The organism is Bacteroidota bacterium (assembly GCA_030706745.1).
Classification (GTDB): domain Bacteria; phylum Bacteroidota; class Ignavibacteria; order Palsa-1295; family Palsa-1295; genus PALSA-1295.
This window is the reverse complement of record JAUZNX010000010.1, coordinates 1-17372: the sequence shown is the minus strand read 5'-3', so window position 1 is coordinate 17372 and position 17372 is coordinate 1. Positions and strand designations below refer to the sequence as shown.

The window sequence follows — 17372 nt, the reverse complement described above, 5'->3', positions numbered from 1 at the left end:
CGCCGACCAGTCGTGTTCTCAGAATTAGAGTAGAGGTCATCATGGTTGCTCAGTTTGGTCGGTCCGTGAGGTTCGTAGGTCTGTTGGCGATGATGCTGTTGTCGCGTGAGCTATGCGCGCAACCCGCCGCGCCTCATCTGCTCTGGAAAAGCGAGAGCATGACCGGCATGACGGCCCATGCGTTTTCGCATTCGGGGAAGATTCTGGCGCTGGCGAACGACCATGAGATCATGCTTTGGGATTTGCAGGCCGAGCAGTTCGTTCGGACAATCGCAGTCCCTTCAGCCCATTATGAGCAAATAGCATTTACGCCCACCGATAGCGAAATCGTATTGCTCTCTCGACTAGGCTTTGGTGATGGAGCTGTCTTTTGCGGCAATGGCCGGCCTGAACCACCAGTAGGCAAGGAAATTCGCGTTGCAACCTCTTCTGGTCAAGTCTCGGGTGTACCAAGGTCGCATCGAACGGATGGAATCTGGGCGCTTTCGGCGGATGCACGCTATGTAGCGGTGCTCAATGACTCGGGTGAGCTCTCTGTGCGTGAGAGTCGAGCCTTCAATACCCTGGAAACGGTGCAACTTCGCGAGGCAACGAATGGATATTATCCGAGGAATATTGCCTACTCCGGCAAAAGGTTGGTCGTGCTTTGGAGGGGCGAACTTACGCTTCGCGATCCAATATCGCTTGAAGTAAAGACGACTCCTGCGGGTAGTGCTAATGTCTATTCGTTCACCCTGACCAATGAGAGCATATTTCTGAGTCATGACCCACGCTCCAAGATGCTTCCGGTTATCGACGGGGTGACAGGTCAGCCCAGTTCGCTTCAGCCACCCGGAGCGGAACGGCGAAGTGCTGAGTGGATCGGTGGGAGAATGTTTCAAGTTCTCAATGACGGGCTGCTTTTTGCTAGAGGACGATACCTCGCAACGACATATCATTCTGAAATGTGGTCGAGCACGACGCGAACCAGCACGAGAACGGATACTTTAATCATCAGCAGCCAAGAGCACCCGGAAGGTGAATGGAATGTGGAAGTCGCCCCAAAAATGCATCTGATAGACGTATTACCGGATGAGCGGACGCTCTTACTCAGCGATGGAAATTCGCTCGAAACGATTGATGTGCGGACGCATGAGATCAAGTACCTCACAAGAGGAATTCGGAGTCTTGTTGGATTCGCAAGCAATGGACTACTCGTCACCCGCAACTCGACCGGCCTTGTGGCACTTGATCCTGCAACTGGCAATCGCGTATGGGCTGTTGAATCGATACCGAGGGAGGAAGTCCTGCTCTCGTCTGACGGCGCACTGATAGCTCAAGCAATTTGGCATGGTGACATGCGGTTCTACGATTCAACCGGCGGTCTTCGCCTGGTGCCGCAATCCTTCGGCGATTTCCCGAAGATTATTTCGTATCTCGATGACGCGTTGCTGATACGAAGTCAAAACGATGTCGCGCGACTGTACTCGGTACCCGATCTATCCGGCGCGAAGGCCGAACCGTATCTCGGGCAGTTCTCGGGCTTCATCCCGCTGGGTCGTAGTCGGGTACTCGCGTATGGCGGCTCCGGGCCGAGCAGAGATACCGCAGTGGTTTATGATTATGCGAACGAGCGAACCGACATGGCATTTGTTGCTGGCCTGAACAATGGCATACAAAACGCCGTGCTGTCTCATGACCACCAATGGCTAGCGACGGCGACGGGACCAGATGTCAAACTGTGGCGTGTCTCGGACGGTCAGCTCAAGATTTGTTTCCGCATGGATGGGCGCTATATATCGAATGATGCCGTTGCGTTCAGCCCGAATGATTGCTACTTGCTCTATAGCAACGACACGTCTGTTATGTCATACGATCTCATGAGTGGTGAAAGCAAGTCGGTACTACAAACTCATGGAGAGAAGACCATCACGCTGAGCCGGGATGGATCGAAGATGGCTGTCACCGGCTGGAACGAAGGCGTTGCGATGTATGAGGTTCCTTCAACTTTGCGAGATCCTGCGCCGCCGATTAATCCCAAGTCTGTTTACCTTCCGCTACGCTGGTACCTCCCAAAGGATGCTCGCGAAGCGCTGGACTCGAACGGACAGCCTTACTTGCCACCACGGACCGATGTGGTAGTCGAACTCCGATACGCGGATGGTCGAGTTCTGAAACGAATCGTGAATGGCACACTGCACAAAGGCAAGTGGCACCGATGGGACTTTGACATGACCTCATATCCGAAGGGTACTTACATTCTGCATACCGAGATCGGCGGCGTCGCGCACGATGAGCCGATGAAGATTGGAGAATAATCGATAGCGAATAACGGATAGGTTATACCTATCCGTTATCCACTATCAACTATCCACTACAAGGGGATTACATCCGCTTGATGATCTCGTCGGCGAAGCCGCTGCACTTGACTTCATGCGCGCCTTCCATCTGGCGGGCGAAGTCATACGTCACGTTCTTGGATTTGATTGCCGCTTCGAGTCCGGTCATGATGCTGTCCGCCGCTTCATTCCAGCCCATGTAACGCAACATCATCTCGCCCGAAAGCACGACCGATCCAGGATTGACCTTGTCGAGATTCGTATACTTTGGCGCAGTGCCGTGCGTCGCTTCGAAGATAGCAGCGCCAGTGACGTAGTTGATGTTGGCGCCCGGTGCAATGCCAATTCCGCCGACCTGCGCGGCGAGTGCGTCTGAGAGATAATCGCCATTCAAGTTTAGCGTTGCAATCACATCGAACTCTTCAGGACGTGTGAGTACTTGCTGAAGCGTGATGTCTGCGATCGCATCCTTAACAAGCAGCGCGCCTTCGGCCAAACGCTTCTTCTGCAGCTCGTTTGCCTGCGACTCACCAAATGCCTTCTTTTGCTCTTCCCACTCAGCCCACGTGAAGACCTTACTACCGAATCGCTCACGCGCCATGGCATAGCCCCAATCGCGGAACGCGCCTTCGGTGTACTTCATGATGTTACCCTTGTGCACGATCGTGACGGACTTGCGATGATGTGCCAGTGCATAGTCGATCGCCGCGGCGATGAGCCGCTCGGAGCCTTCCTGGCTCACGGCCTTGATCCCGACCCCGACGTGCGGCGCATTCTCGCTCATTTCGATCTTCGCCTCGTGCGCCCATTCGTGGACCTTGCTCTCGGTTCCAAAGCGAATCTTCTTGAACGCTTTTGGGAATTCCTTCTCGATGAAGGCCAGCACTTTGTTGGCTTCTTCGCTTCCGGCTGGCCACTCGATGCCAGCGTAAATATCCTCGGTGTTTTCGCGGAAGATGACCATATCAACAGCCTCGGGACGCTTGACTGGCGAAGGGACGCCAGTGAACCAACGCACAGGGCGCAGGCAGACATAGAGATCGAGCTGCTGACGGAGCGCGACGTTCAGGCTCGTGATGCCACCACCAATTGGTGTAGTGAGCGGGCCTTTGATCGCGACCAAATGCTCGCGGATGACATCGAGCGTCTCATTCGGAAGCCAGGTGTTTGCGCCGTAGATTTCGTTGGCCTTCTCGCCGGCGTAGACTTCGTGCCAGGCGATCTTGCGCTTGCCACCGTAAGCCTTTGCGACCGCCGCATCGAACACGCGGACCGATGCGCGCCAGATATCCGGGCCGGTGCCATCGCCTTCGATAAACGGAATAATCGGCTCGTTCGGCACTTGGAGGCCGGTGCTCGTCATCGTGATCTTCTCGCCGCGCGCCGGCGCTTTCAATTTCTTTGCGTCTATGCTCATTGGTTGGAGGTCGTATGGATAATGTTGTGAGGATGACCGATCATCCGCTGAAGAATGCAAAAATACGAAAAGCGCGGCATGTTCATCCAGACACGGCCTAAAACGGGCGCCACGCATGGAATCGCCCTCAATGGCACGTTAGCCAGCGATGAACGTTAGACCTGACTCGAATCAGACTCACCACGTCGCATTGAAGGCGACATGCCTATTACCACCCTCATTATTCGAACACAAATATTGATCTTCGTTGAGATCAATAATCATATTATCTCCGAACCGCACATAGAGGAACTCGGAGGTTTGGAAAATTTAAGGAATAAATATGAATACTACGACAAGCGAACACAACGAGCACGGAAGACCGGCGAGCGACACAACGAACGAGGCGCATCATCCATATTGGACCCGCGCACATCATGATTGGCGCTTCTGGGTCGCGCTTATCCTCATGATAGCAGGCATCGCCGTGTATATCGTGAGTCAGGACCTTTCGATGGGACCAAGCGGGCAGCAGCACCAGCCCGTTCCCGAGAACACTGCGCCATAACTTCGCCTTGAACTACGGCCCTTCTTAATACGCATTAATTTACGATGCACTCCATCCATAGCGTGTAAAGTTTCACTGTGGGTGTGAGATTGACCTCCTTGCAGTGGTCAACAAACTGGTCATACGAGGCGACAAGAGTATCTGCCCACTTCCGTTGGTTCTCTGCCTTGGCTGCTTCTGTCGTAAACGGCTTCGTAGATAATAATTTTGTGAACATACCATAGAACATGGTAAGAAGTGTGCCGGTGGGGAAGCAGGTATTGTGGTGGGTGAGTGGATATTCAGCGAAGTGGATAAACAATCACCCCGCGCATTCGCAAGCTCATCCGTAGCCTCAAACCATAAAGCATGAGCGTATGCTGCGCCATACAACCAGTCGCCGTAACATCCGGCATAGCTCGCGTGTCATGTTAGTGGAGATTTCACAATGAAGAAGGTCTTATTCATACTCGTGTCCCTGCTTGCTATCTCCTCGGAGAGCGAAGCCCAATTGCTGCATGACATCCAGGCCGATTCGATTCTTGCGCCTCGTGGCAAGACCCCCATCGGTTTTCCAGCCGCCTTCAAAGCTCGTCTCACAAACGCGGGAACAAGCACTGAATCAAATGTGCAGGTTGAGTACATTGTATGGGACCCAACCGGAAGTGTGGTCTTTCGCGATACTTTCTATGTCGGCACTTGGAACAGCAGGCAAACGCTCGATTTGACATTCAACAATATTACACCCCTGCTAAATGGGCATTACCAGTTCTGCGCAATCGCGATACTTCCGGGCGATCAGAACCGAAGCAACGACTCGACCTGCGCACAAACTGTTGTCGCATACTCAGACGACGCTCAGGCCATCGCGATCCAATATCCAAAGCAAGACGATTCCTTACCGGCCGGCGTGGGTTTTCAACCAGTTGCCTCCTTCCGCAATGTTGGGGTGAATGATATTAGGAATGGACCCTCAAAGATTGTGATAAGACGGTGCGCGGACCAAATGCTGGTCGCTATGTTTCAGCAAACGAATCTGAATATACCGGTTGATTCGTTTGCGTCTGACACATTCCCGAATCAGCAAGGGTCGTTCGATACCAGACTCTTGCCGCCCGGCTGCTATCAGATCGCGGCGGTTGCTCGTATCCCCAACGATGGAGACCATTCGAACGACACCGCCTATTCCACCTTCTCGATCTATGCGACGCACGACATCAGCGCCGACTCCATCCTAACTTTTCTACCACAGGGGCGCATACCGATTGCTGTCCCGAACCCGATCAGGGCGCGGTTCACGAACCAGGGCGCGAGTAATGAGACAAACGTGATGGTGGCGTGTACCATCTTTCAGGGTGGGCAATTGGTCTATTCCGACACCGGCATCGTCCCATTCTGGGGACATGGGCAAATGCTCGATCTTCCTTTCAAGGATTGGACGCCGCAGATGAATGGTGGATTCGAAGTTTGCGCGATCGCGCTGCTCGCGGGCGATCAGGATGCCACGAACGACCGGCTGTGCCGGATTTTCAAGATCGCGTATCTGAATGATGCGGAGGCGGTCGAGATTACGAAACCATTGCCGATCAATTATATCCTGTATGGCCAGCCGTTCCGTCCCGTTGCAGTGTTCCGCAATGTGGGTGTGGCCGACCTGTATCAAGTGCCTGCCCGCATCGAATTCCGGCGGTGTTCCGATCTCATGTTGGTGTTTCGAGTCGATACCTTGATCGATGCACTGTATGCAGATTCATCGCTCGTCACTATGGCATTCCCGAGCCAACAAGGTCCTTACGATACGAAAGTGCTCCCCGCCGGTTGCTATCAGGTGGCCGCGATCGCGCGCTATCAGACCGATGGTGACCACACCAACGATACTGCCTTCTCCAGTTTTACAATCGGTGCGCATTCAAATGTGGATGGTGTCGACAATCCGTCTCGCGGTCTTTCTATCACAGGTATGTTCCCGAACCCGGCGAGCACGACCACGACCCTCGCATATTCATTATTAGAATCCGGCGATGTCACGCTTCACCTCATCGACGTGACGGGAAGAGAGATACTGATCGCAAACAACCGCGAAGACGCGGGCGAGCACACGATACCGATCGAAATACAATCGCTGATGTCCGGCGTGTACCTTTGTCAACTTAGCGTCGTGAATGCTCGGTGGGAGCTCTCGCGGGTCTACTGCACGTTGGTGGCGAGCGGGACGCGATAATGGATCGAGCGTCCAATAATCGCACCGTCTTCATAAATATTTTCACTGGGCGATTGTTGAGGAAACTTATGGCGCGATAATTGCACGCGACCTCGTGATGATAAGTGGAGCTGATCTGCCAGAACCCGTAAAGCAATTCATACGGGATCACATCAGCTCCGTGGAACAACTGGAGATTCTATTGCATCTGCTCGGGATTGCTCCATCGGAGGCGTCCGCCGATGAAATCGCCAAATCACTCTATATTGCTTCGGCATCAGCGTCAGCGCGGCTTGAAACCTTCAAGGCGAGCGGGCTGGTACTGGCTACCTCGGGCGCAACGCCGCGCTACCGACTCCCACCACCGGGGACAGCCGCTCACGAGCGGATCATGGAGTTGTCGCGCATCTATCGCGAGCGGCGCGTCTCAGTAATCAATTTTATCTTTTCCAATCCGATCGCCACGATTCAAAGTTTTGCGGACGCATTTATCGTGCGAAAGAAAGAGGAATAACGCTTCGAGACACTTGCTTGACGACTAAGTCATGAAAAACGTCATATATGTGCTCTGCGCGCTCACGAGTTTGAGTTGCGCTGTCTTACTACTGCGTGGTTATGGCCGTTCCAAAGTCCGACTGTTGCTTTGGAGCGGTCTGTGTTTCGCCTTTCTGGCGCTCAATAACCTTCTTCTGGTAATTGATCTGACGATATTAACGCAGGTCGATCTTTCGGTGATCCGAAGCATTCCGACAATGATCGGCCTCTCGCTATTGATCTTTGGATTTATCTGGGACGAACGAACACAGCTATGATTTTGCCAATCGCACTTCTAACAGGCATCATTTCGATGGGTTACGGAGTCTCCGGACTGTTCTTTCTTCGATTTTGGAGACAGACTCGTGATCGGCTATTCTTTGTTTTTGCCATTGCGTTCTGGTTGCTCAGCATTCAGCAACTTGCTTTTGCTCTTTCATCGGAAAGTGCGGAGGATCTCACGTATTTGTTTGTGATTCGCCTGGTGGCATTTATTCTCATTCTCGGTGCGATCGTGGATAAGAATCTGGCCTCAAAGCGAAATTCGAGTAGTTAACGAATTTGCCCGTGGTATCCTTGAATCCTTCATTGTGTCATGCCTCGCGCTGGCCGCTCATCCCCAGAACGACGTCACGTCCGGCTTCGGGAAGGACGACAAGGACTTGGTCCCCCGGCTGCAGGACCAATTCTGGTGTGGCGATAAGCTCGTGATGGCCGCGTCGCACCGTCACAAGCATGCATCCCTCAGGTAATTGCAGGGATCCGATAATCGAACCATCCATAATGGAATGGGATGCTATCGTGACGTGCATCGCACGAGCCTCCATCGACACGGGTTTGGTCGCGCTATGATCTTTCTCAAGATCAAAATCGAGAAGCGCATCGTAGATCGGAGGGGATCCCGCGTGCTCCGAAACGAGATAGGCGATCAAGCAAGTTAGAATGAGTGCGAATAGCTGTTCTTCATTGCCTGTCATTTCCAGGATCAGAACGACGCCAGTAAGCGGTGCACGAACGATCGAAGTGAACATGGCTCCCATGCAAACTACCGCGTATGCAGCGGGTGTCGCACCAGAATGGGGAAACATCACTCCGCTCAGGTGACCAAAGAGTTGCCCGATGATTGCGCCCATCACAAGCAGTGGTGCGAATATCCCGCCGGGAAGGCCCGAGGCATACGCGATCATTGTGAGCAAGAATTTGCCGACGAGAAGAACCAGCAAGAATGTCGTGAATTCCGAGCCGACATAATCTCCGCGCAGAATGCTTTCGGCGATGCGATGTCCGCCACCGAGCGCATCGGGCAGCCACCAGCCAGTAAGTCCGGTGATAAGTGCCGCAACAACGCCCTTCTGCCACATCGGCATGGTGAGCTTGCGCGACGACTTCACGGAGTACAGGAGGGTTCGATTGAACAGCACTCCGGCATACCCGGCTACAAACCCCATCGCCGCGAATAGCGGCAATGCCTGAAGTGAGGGAAGCGGATAGCCGTGAATATGGAAGGAGGGAAGCTGCCCAGTAAAGATGCGACTGATTGCAACAGCCAATACCGAAGCAATCAGTGCCGAGACGAAGGTGAGCGGCGAAAGCTCGCGCTGTAATTCTTCGATGACAAAAATAAACCCGGCCAGAGGTGCATTGAAGGCGGCTCCAAGACCCGCACCTGCGGCTGAAGCGATAATGTTGCGCTCCGAGCGTTCATCCAGCTTCAACTTCTCTGAGAGCATTTTGCCGACTCCGGCGCCAAGTTGGACAGTCGGGCCCTCGCGGCCCATCGAAAGTCCTGCACCGAGGCCGAGCACTCCCGCAATAAATTTCACAGGGATCAACCGCCGCCAGTCGATCTCGCGCAAACGGGCGAGAACCGCGCGCGTATGTGGAATTCCACTACCCGACGCAGCTGGTGCGTAGCGTTCGGTAATGTACCCAGCTATTCCGGCAAGAACAGCCGCCGCAATTGGGGGAATCACCCAACCAAGTGTCAAATGATGAGCGAATTCCAGGAGCGCGATTCGGCTTTCGTCGGCCAGTTCAAGTGCGACCTGGAACGCGACCGCTAAAGCTCCTGCCGCAACTCCTGCGAGGGCTGCGCGAGCAAAATGTGCTTTTCGATTGACGTGGAGCAGATAGTTGCCGACTCCGGGCTCGTGCGGATTCTTGTTTGATGTGGAAAATGCGTCTGCGGGGTTTTCAGGCATTCGATATTCCTAGGCAACATGCCGGAAGGCGTTTCACGTGCCGGGGTTTTTACCTGCTGTCCCACCAATTTATCGAGATAGGAAGCCGCCTCCGCGCATAGAAGTATTCGTTTTGGCCGGATATCATCCCTGAGGGACTACAATATCAAGGAACATTCCTTCGTGGTCGAGACTTACATTATCATGGTCAGGCCCTTTGCTTTTTTTCTTGTCATGACGGTGCTTTTGGGTGCCACCATCTTTGGGGGTGCCCCCGAGCTATATGCTCAGGGTGTCGGCTCATTTCCGACATCAATTAACAAATCTGGCTCGCAGTTTCGTATTGCACGACTGAAGTACGCTGGCGGCAGTGATTGGTACAACGATCCCTCCAGCGAGCCAAACCTGCTGAACTTCATCCGCCAGAACAGCAATATCGACGTGGCACCGGACTATGTGTGGGTCGATCTGGCGAGCGATGAAATATTCAATTATCCGTTCTTGTTTATGACTGGGCATGGTAACGTCGATTTTTCGGACGTGGAGGCCAAGCGTCTCAGGGCCTATTGCGATGCCGGTGGATTCCTGTATATTGACGATGACTACGGGCTCGACAAACCGATCCGTCGCGAAATGAAGAAAGTATTTCCCGATCAAGATTTTGTCGAGTTACCATTTTCGCACGGTATTTATCACGACCACTTCGATTTTCCAAACGGTCTGCCGAAGACACACGAACACGACGGCAAGCCCCCGCAGGGCTTTGGGCTTTTCTCTGACAAGCGACTTTCTGTCTTCTACACGTTCGAAACCAACCCGAGCGATGGTTGGGCCGACCCCGAAGTACATAACGACCCGGAATCCAAACGCCTCGAAGCCATGCGAATCGGGACAAACATTGTGGTCTGGGCGCTGGAACATTAAGGAATCAATTGACGGGATGAATTCCTAGATGCTCCTATGTTCTAATGGCAAGCCACACTTACTGCTTTGCTTAAACGAACACTTAGTATTCTTTACCTTCTTAGTAGACTTGCTATAAGTTGGGTACGCCATATCCTCGGACTCAGTAAGGCGAAACACATCCGATTAGGTGAAGAGATTGAGCCTCAGATCGGAGAACTTCGTTCGATACTTCTATTCGGGTACATGGGAATGGGGGATGCCGTCATGTTCGAGCCGGCGCTTAGGGCATTCCTCCACCGGTTTCCCAAAGCTCAGTTTGACCTTGTGGTCGGTCGTGGAAGCCAGAGTCTTGCGATTTTGAAACATATCATGTGGGAGCATGGACGAGAATTTCGCTCGATCATCATGGCAGATTTCAAAGCCATGAGTCGAAGGGAGTTAAAGAGTCTCAACTCGACACTGGCCGACAATTCATATGAAGCGTGCATTGCAGTATACACAACTCCCATTCAATATTATGTCTCTGCAATTGAATCGATACCGATCCGGATCGGCCATGCGATTCGCGCGCAAGCATGGTACAAACCCCGCCCCAATTACCTTTTTAACATCGCCCGAACCGTCGATCAAAATATCGATGAGCGCGAGCCTTATCGACATTATCGATTGGCACAAGCAGTGGGGATCCAATCGCAAGGCGAATTGCCGGTTCCACGCATTACTATTTCTGATCAGAATCAGGCCTGGGCCCGGGATTTCCTTCAGCGAGAAGGACTCCATAATAAAGAACTGATTGCCGTCCATCTTGGGGTGAGTAAGGCAATGAATTGGAAGAAGTGGTCGGATGAGCGTTATGCGGCGGTGTTTGAGCGATTGAGAAAACCGAATCGCCACTTTCTTTTCTTTGGAGGTGTCGATGAGCGCGAAGAAATTGAGATTGCGCGCGCCCACATTATTGAGGTGTCATCCGTCTTTGCCGGGAGTCTCGATGTTATACAAGTCGGTGCTCTTTTGACCCAATGCAAGATGACAATTGGCAACGATAGCGGCATCGGCCACCTCAGTATTGCGATTGGGACCCCAACATTTCGTATTTTTGGACCGTCAGATCATTATGGCTGCGAGCCATATAGTGAAGAACACGTTACGTTATACAAGGATCTTAGCTGTTCTCCGTGCATGAATCTCGGGCTTATCAAGGCGGGATATAATGTGTTGAATTGTGGTCATCGTAATTGCCTTGGCTACATTAGCGTCGACGAGGTTACGGATTCGATTTCAAACCTTCTAACTCGAAAGTGAGGTTTTCATGCGAAAGCCGTTCGCGGCTCTACTACTCTCGATTCCTTCGTTTCAGGCAGTTGCACAATCTTGGCAGTGGATCGCACCAATGAACCAGGCACGCGCTGAATCCGAGGCCGCGATGATGCACAACGGCAAAATTCTCGTGGCTGGTGGTTACGATCAGAATTCTGTCTTGTCGAGTTGTGAAATTTACGATCCGCTGACGAATTCCTGGCAGCGGACAGGGAATATGATCACAAAATCGAGGTGAGCGGGCAAATCTGCTGCAGCGATAATCTGCGTCACACGTGAAGACTATTCTTGTGCGAGCGGATGCTTCGGTTCGATTCCTTCGGTGGCCCGATGGAATACGTAAATCAATAAAGCCAGCGCCGGCAACGATCCGCCAAGCATCAAAAGAGCATCGATCATTGGCATATCTGCGGTCCCGATAAGGCTCGATGCCGATGCACCAGTATCCAGCCCCGGTGCAAGATAGAGCGCAATGACGATGATGCCGTTGTTTGCGGCGTGGCCAAGCGAGCCGACGAAGAGATTGTTGGTCCGGGACGCCATATAACCGAGTGCGAGACCGAGCGAAAGAAGTCCTGGGAATTTAAAGACGCTAAGGTGAATTGCGGCAAATAGGGCCGAGCTGAGAAAGAGTGCATAAATGGGCCGCGTACGAGAACGTCCGCTATGTTCGATGTTTGTCATCGCAAAGCCGCGAAACAAAGTCTCTTCAGCAAAGGCGGGAATCACTGCGACGAAAAGGAATATGAGAACGAACTCTCCGAGACCATGCGCGGTCACGAGCGCTTCCATCTGTTTATCGTTCGCAGATTCGAGTTTGTTCAGCAAAGGATATATCGCTGGAAAGAGACGCCAGCCTTTTGCCCAAATCGAGGAAACGGCTTCACCTGCAAACTGCGCCGCAAACATGATCGGGATTGAAAGGATGTAAGCGATCCAGGGAGTCCGATGGAATCCTTCAAGACGAAAGACAACGTAGGAATTCTGGCGCAGAGCCAGCGAGACCACGACGGTCCCGACCAGCATGATCAGAAGCTGGGCCGCACCATTCATTGCGAGCATGGTGACATTGGACTCGTCCAGCGTGAAGCCACCGATAGCCACGACCAACATTGAACCCAGAGACTGGAAGGCGATGAAGATACCGAGCACGACAAGGATTGTAGCCGAACTCGTAAAATAGCCATTGCGCATCCATCCACGACGGGACGCGATGAAGACCAACGTGCCAATCAGAGCAAGTCCTATTATGACACCGACTGCAACCGTTGTTAAGACTGATGAACTCATGTGGAGGAGTTGGATACCTTCTCTTCCGCGATTGCCAACTTCAACATTCCTGCCCACAGCGGAATCATGATCTCGTGATGTCCGGTAAAGTTAAAGAACTTGCCGCCGGGTTGGGTCGGTCGCTCCAGAATATTCATCTGCGGACGATAATGCTGGATCATGTCGAAATTCGCGGTGATGAAATTCCGTCCGCCGAGACCAAGATTGCGCGCGATCGTAACGGCCTTCAGAAATACTTCGGGCATGATGACGGATGATCCGATATTGATCGCAGCACCACCATCGAGTTCGGAGCATACTCTTGCGAACAGGCGGAAATCCCGAAAACTCATCTCGCCAGTCACATCGCCGCGCATTGTCGGCTGCTGGTGGACGATATCGGTCCCAATTGCCGCGTGCACACTCACCGGGACATCCAGCGCGACGCATTGTGCCAGCACCGACTGCTCGGCATAGGGCGCCTTTCGCTCGAGTAATTCCAGCCCCAGTGCTTCGCCATATCCAATGTCGTCCTGTTCAAAGTACTTTGCGAGGGTGCCATTGATGAAATCTCCGGTTTCCTTTGACATTCCAAAGGAGCCATCGAGTACATTTGAACCGACGTCCTCGCTGGTGCGGCCAAAAAGTGCACTTTCCGAATCATGGATAGCGGCCGCGGAATTCATGGCCAGCGAGGTCACGATACCGCGCTGCATGAGCTCGACCAGGATCGGAGCCAGGCCCGTCTTAATTACGTGTCCTCCGATCATGAGCGCAATGCTCTTGTGATTTCGGTGGATCGCTCCGAGTTCTCGTGTGAAGTGGTCAAGATCTCCAGCCTTGAGCACAGCGGGCAACGAATGGATAAAGCGGGCGAACTCGCCAGTTGCCGAAGGGTCGAACGCCGTGGCGAGATTTTCCTCGCTGACCTTTCTAGGACGGTCCGAAATCGAGACGGTCCTGATATTCGTGAAGGTGAGTTTTGGGAAGCGTGTCATGTTTCGGCTGCAATTTACGAGTTTTTGGAGAGCAAGGCTAAGATACGAACGCAGGAGCACCCGGAATTAAACGAAATTCATAGTAGGTCGGATAAAAAGTCGTATATTTGGGGAAAGATCGTGAGCACCAGTCTCACTAGCATGTTCGTAAACTCTCGAGACCTCGAGCCAGTACGATCTGCACTCTTCCGCCCACCATGGAAGAAAATTTAGTTGGATGCGAATACCGACGGCATTGACCGCGCTGTCTATCGATGCTTGCCACTGCCTGCAAGCAGCTCTCTTCGAAAGGGTCAATATGCGCATCGGGGTATGCTGCGCCCTGATGCTTGAATAGCAGCGATGCCAGACTTATGGCAAAGATGCTATGCGTTTCGCAGCAGGTTTCGCAACCACAGTCATTCCGAGAGTCGTGAACAATCGCTCGAATTTTGCAGAAAAGGACGCGGACTTTAGCGGCCTTTCGTCATGGTTTCTACCCAATCGCGATAGCCTTTCCAAGCGCCCGCGCGGTCGGCGCTACCTGGAATGGGAAGAAGTGGAGCGGGCATCGAATGGACACCTTGCGCTCTATCGCCAGCGAATTGCGGAGCGATATCCTTGCCTCACGCCGACGGAGCTGCGGGTCTGCACGCTCGTCAAAGCATCGTTGCCGAGCTGGAAAATTGCCGAGATCCTTGGAGTGTGCGAGGAAACGGTCGAAAATCACCGCTCGCACGCCCGAAGGAAAATGTGTCTCAATGGCGAAAGCCTGGCGAGTCATCTGGCCACGCTCTAATAGAGCATGACGCTGGACCTTGGAATCTTAGAAGGTTCTATGCAACAAGAAATCTATTTTTGACCAAAACCGTGTGTTTTGCATGAGGTCGATTTAGCTAAGGATGAGTTAACTTTGCAGTGTTGTCTCGCCGAGTTGTGCGGGCGGGCGTGGCCGAAAACCCGGGAAGAGAGTAGGTGAGGAAGGGAACAGAAGTATGTCAACAAGAATAGGATCAATCTGTCTCGCTATTGTTCTAGCGGCATCAAGTGCCAATGCTCAGGTCACGGTCGATATTACCAAACTAAATTCTAGTGCCTATGGCATCGTGTTACTTTGGGGGAACAATTCCATGCAGACAGACAACATGCCTTACAGTGAACAGATAAAAAGGTTCGGCATTGGAATAAAGTATGGTGATTCGCTGAAATTGAAAGGTCCTGTCCATTTTACGTTCGACGTCGGCTATGAGGTTCTAGCAGATCTTCGGATTCCTGACACGAATATCGCGAGTAGTTACACCTTGGGAGAATTTATGGCTGAGGTTATGCTTCTTTATTCTCCAGTTCGTAGGGAGGATTTCGATCTTTCGATCTACATTGGAGGCAAATTGGGTTTCCCTGCTATGAAGGATGCTCAGGGTTTGTATTCTGGCGAGATGTTTGTCAATGATACGACGGCGCGCCAAATCACCGTTCACCCTGTGCCAATTACGATGTCATATTCAATGCCCCTGACTTACGAAGCATTCTTTGGGGCCTCCTTCGGACTCCCGATAATTTCGGAGGTTTACCATCCAGAAGTGTTCATAGGCGGCACATATCTTTGCTTACCGTTTTCGAACGTCTCTTACACGCCTCAGGATGGGCGGCATGCCGCGGACATCGTTGACAGACTTCCGAACCAGTTTACCTCTCGATCTAGCAAATTGGGACTTGAATTTGGGGTTTCCTTCAGCTTCCCCAAATAGAAACCGGATGAGGATAGACTCACTGAATGAATCCAAAGTTGGCGTTGCCCTAAGAGGGTGGTCTTTAGATCAACCTTCAACGGCGTGTCGGCGGCCTATCGGACTTGCAAGAATCTGGATCGGTTCAGTTGCTTAATTATTCGCGTCACTGTCCGTTTTGGGATTGAGCAAGAGGACTCACAGAAAGCAATCTTAGCTATCTTTGAGAATTATTGAACACTTCGGAACGCCGCTGACCGACTTCCGGTTATACGCCCCGCAATTGAAAAAGCGGCGAGTGCGAAACTCCGAGCACTCAGAAAGAAATCGAGAAAATAATGCGATTTCGAGTGCTGCTTCGGAACCCTGAGTGTGCGACCGGGGTTATTCGCTTCCCCGACGAACGGGGTTTTTCAAACCAGGAATAGCACGGTGCTCGTCACCAAAGCCTCTCCAAAATGAAGAGGAATAACGGTGACGATCCGGTTCGAGTCCGGTGTATTCTGCAAGCCGATGAAGTTCATGCCGCGAGGCAGTAGGCTTTACGAGGCGAAAAGTTCTTTGACAACTGAGCGGTGATGTTCGACGGTGGCTCCAGTAGGCTTCGGCCCAGGGGGAAATCGAAGAGCACACAAGAAGATCAAAATGCGAAAAAATGGGTAGAACGATCATCCGCAAGGATGAAAGTTATACACACAAGTATCGAGCTAAGGTTTTGCGAGAGACACGAGCAATCGTGTAGATCGCATGACATATTTGCAGTTGGATCTGACGCGTTGCGAAACGCGATCAGAAAGTAGATGAGCGCATCGGCAACGATGCACGTCATCTCTGTTCGTGGAGCGTCGCGAGACGTTGCACGATCATCAAACACTGTAGTGATGCACCAAAAGTAGTAAGTTCTGATGTGAATCAGGACAGCCTGCTAACTGTATCATAGGTTTATGATGAAGTTACCAAGAGCGCATGGTGGATGCCTTGGCACTAGAAGGCGATGAAGGACGTGGTTACCTGCGATAAGCCGGGAGTAGGCGGAAGCTGCCTGTGATCCCCGGATCTCCGAATGGGACAACCCACACAGAGTAATGTCTGTGTACGTTACGGTGAATACATAGCCGTATCGAGCTAACCCGCTGAACTGAAACATCTAAGTAGGCGGAGGAAGAGAAAACAATCGTGATTCCCTGAGTAGTGGCGAGCGAAACGGGAACAGCCCAAACCTTGCGGTTTTACCGCGAGGGGTTGTAGGGCCTTCGTATAGGAGTTACCAATCATTAGCATAGCGGAAGTCTCTGGAACGAGACACCATAGAGGGCGATCGTCCCGTACGCGAAATGCTCAATGACTCCTGGAGGTACCCTGAGTACGACGGAATAAGTGAAAGTCTGTCGGAATCTGCGAGAACCATCTCGTAAGGCTAAATACTCTCTAGTGACCGATAGTGAACAAGTACCGTGAGGGAAAGGCGAAAAGAACCCTTAAGAAGGGAGTGAAATAGATCCTGAAACCGCGCGCTTACAAACGGTGGGAGCGAGTCCATCTTCGGATGGAGGAGTGACCGCGTGCCTTTTGTTTAATGAGCCTACGAGTTACTGATCTCATGCAAGGATAAGGTTCTCAGAACCGAATCCGTAGCGAAAGCGAGTCTGAATAGGGCGAACATAGTATGGGGTCGTAGACGCGAAACCTTGTGATCTATGGATGGTCAGGATGAAGGTTGGGTAAAACCAACTGGAGGTCCGAACGGGTGTGGGTTGAAAACTACTCCGATGAACTGTGGTTAGGGGCGAAAGACTAATCAAACTGGGAGATAGCTCGTACTCCCCGAAATAGCTTTAGGGCTAGCGTCGGATGAGAGTCTTGCGGAGGTAGAGCACTGATTGGGCTAGGGCCGTCACAACGGTACCAACCCCAGCCAAACTCCGAATACCGTTAAGATGTTTTCCGGCAGTCAGGCTATGAGTGATAAGATCCATGGCCGAGAGGCAAACAAGCCAGATC

At 52.3% G+C, this 17372-nt stretch carries 15 protein-coding genes and 1 rRNA gene; 12 read left to right on the top strand and 4 right to left on the bottom strand.

Features of this window, described 5'->3' with window-relative positions; all coding sequences use genetic code 11:
- The first annotated feature begins 89 nt into the window (after positions 1–89).
- Positions 90–2297, top strand: a complete 2208-nt coding sequence (locus Q8902_11455) for a WD40 repeat domain-containing protein (protein MDP4200172.1) — start codon at positions 90–92, stop codon at positions 2295–2297.
- A gap of 67 nt (positions 2298–2364) precedes the next feature.
- Here Q8902_11455 and icd read toward each other — a convergent pair whose 3' ends face one another.
- Positions 2365–3735, bottom strand: coding sequence for an NADP-dependent isocitrate dehydrogenase (gene icd / locus Q8902_11450; protein MDP4200171.1), 1371 nt, complete (start codon positions 3733–3735; stop codon positions 2365–2367).
- A 322-nt stretch (positions 3736–4057) separates the two neighbouring features.
- On the opposite strand from icd, the gene Q8902_11445 reads away from it, so the two are divergent.
- The 5 genes from Q8902_11445 (at position 4058) to Q8902_11425 (ending at position 7551) form a co-directional block, all read left to right on the top strand.
- The gene (locus Q8902_11445) at positions 4058–4282 is read left to right on the top strand and encodes a hypothetical protein (protein ID MDP4200170.1); all 225 of its coding nucleotides are present in this window, start codon (positions 4058–4060) and stop codon (positions 4280–4282) included.
- Between the two features lie 427 nt (positions 4283–4709).
- Positions 4710–6482, top strand: a complete 1773-nt coding sequence (locus Q8902_11440) for a T9SS type A sorting domain-containing protein (GenBank protein ID MDP4200169.1) — start codon at positions 4710–4712, stop codon at positions 6480–6482.
- A gap of 160 nt (positions 6483–6642) precedes the next feature.
- Positions 6643–6975, top strand: a complete 333-nt coding sequence (locus Q8902_11435; protein ID MDP4200168.1) for a hypothetical protein — start codon at positions 6643–6645, stop codon at positions 6973–6975.
- A gap of 31 nt (positions 6976–7006) precedes the next feature.
- Complete coding sequence (locus tag Q8902_11430; GenBank protein MDP4200167.1) at positions 7007–7273, top strand: DUF5985 family protein; 267 nt, start codon at positions 7007–7009, stop codon at positions 7271–7273.
- On the top strand, positions 7270–7551 hold the full coding sequence (locus Q8902_11425; GenBank protein MDP4200166.1) for a DUF5985 family protein: 282 nt from the start codon (positions 7270–7272) through the stop codon (positions 7549–7551). The genes Q8902_11430 and Q8902_11425 overlap by 4 nt, the downstream gene beginning before the upstream one ends.
- A gap of 37 nt (positions 7552–7588) precedes the next feature.
- On the opposite strand, the gene clcA is transcribed toward Q8902_11425, so the two are convergent.
- Entirely contained in the window at positions 7589–9196 is a 1608-nt protein-coding gene (clcA, locus tag Q8902_11420) for a H(+)/Cl(-) exchange transporter ClcA (protein ID MDP4200165.1), read from the bottom strand.
- 183 nt (positions 9197–9379) lie between these two features.
- Here clcA and Q8902_11415 point away from each other — a divergent pair, with 183 nt between their 5' ends.
- The 3 genes from Q8902_11415 to Q8902_11405 all read left to right on the top strand — a co-directional run bounded on the left by Q8902_11415 (position 9380) and on the right by Q8902_11405 (position 11636).
- Positions 9380–10099, top strand: coding sequence for a DUF4159 domain-containing protein (locus Q8902_11415; GenBank protein MDP4200164.1), 720 nt, complete (start codon positions 9380–9382; stop codon positions 10097–10099).
- Positions 10100–10165: 66 nt separating this feature from the next.
- Positions 10166–11383, top strand: coding sequence for a glycosyltransferase family 9 protein (locus tag Q8902_11410; GenBank protein ID MDP4200163.1), 1218 nt, complete (start codon positions 10166–10168; stop codon positions 11381–11383).
- A gap of 7 nt (positions 11384–11390) precedes the next feature.
- Complete coding sequence (locus tag Q8902_11405) at positions 11391–11636, top strand: kelch repeat-containing protein (protein ID MDP4200162.1); 246 nt, start codon at positions 11391–11393, stop codon at positions 11634–11636.
- A 44-nt stretch (positions 11637–11680) separates the two neighbouring features.
- Here the strand turns inward: Q8902_11405 and Q8902_11400 are convergent, their stop codons facing one another.
- Together Q8902_11400 and Q8902_11395 are read right to left on the bottom strand one after the other, a co-directional pair.
- Entirely contained in the window at positions 11681–12688 is a 1008-nt protein-coding gene (locus Q8902_11400; GenBank protein ID MDP4200161.1) for a CPBP family intramembrane metalloprotease, read from the bottom strand.
- On the bottom strand, positions 12685–13665 hold the full coding sequence (locus Q8902_11395) for a hypothetical protein (GenBank protein ID MDP4200160.1): 981 nt from the start codon (positions 13663–13665) through the stop codon (positions 12685–12687). The genes Q8902_11400 and Q8902_11395 overlap by 4 nt, the downstream gene beginning before the upstream one ends.
- A 367-nt stretch (positions 13666–14032) precedes the next feature.
- Here Q8902_11395 and Q8902_11390 point away from each other — a divergent pair, with 367 nt between their 5' ends.
- The 3 genes from Q8902_11390 to Q8902_11380 form a co-directional block, all read left to right on the top strand.
- Entirely contained in the window at positions 14033–14443 is a 411-nt protein-coding gene (locus Q8902_11390) for a helix-turn-helix transcriptional regulator (protein ID MDP4200159.1), read from the top strand.
- A gap of 196 nt (positions 14444–14639) precedes the next feature.
- Complete coding sequence (locus Q8902_11385) at positions 14640–15392, top strand: hypothetical protein (GenBank protein ID MDP4200158.1); 753 nt, start codon at positions 14640–14642, stop codon at positions 15390–15392.
- A 925-nt stretch (positions 15393–16317) separates the two neighbouring features.
- Positions 16318–17372: ribosomal RNA gene (locus Q8902_11380) — 23S ribosomal RNA — on the top strand; the annotation flags it as partial.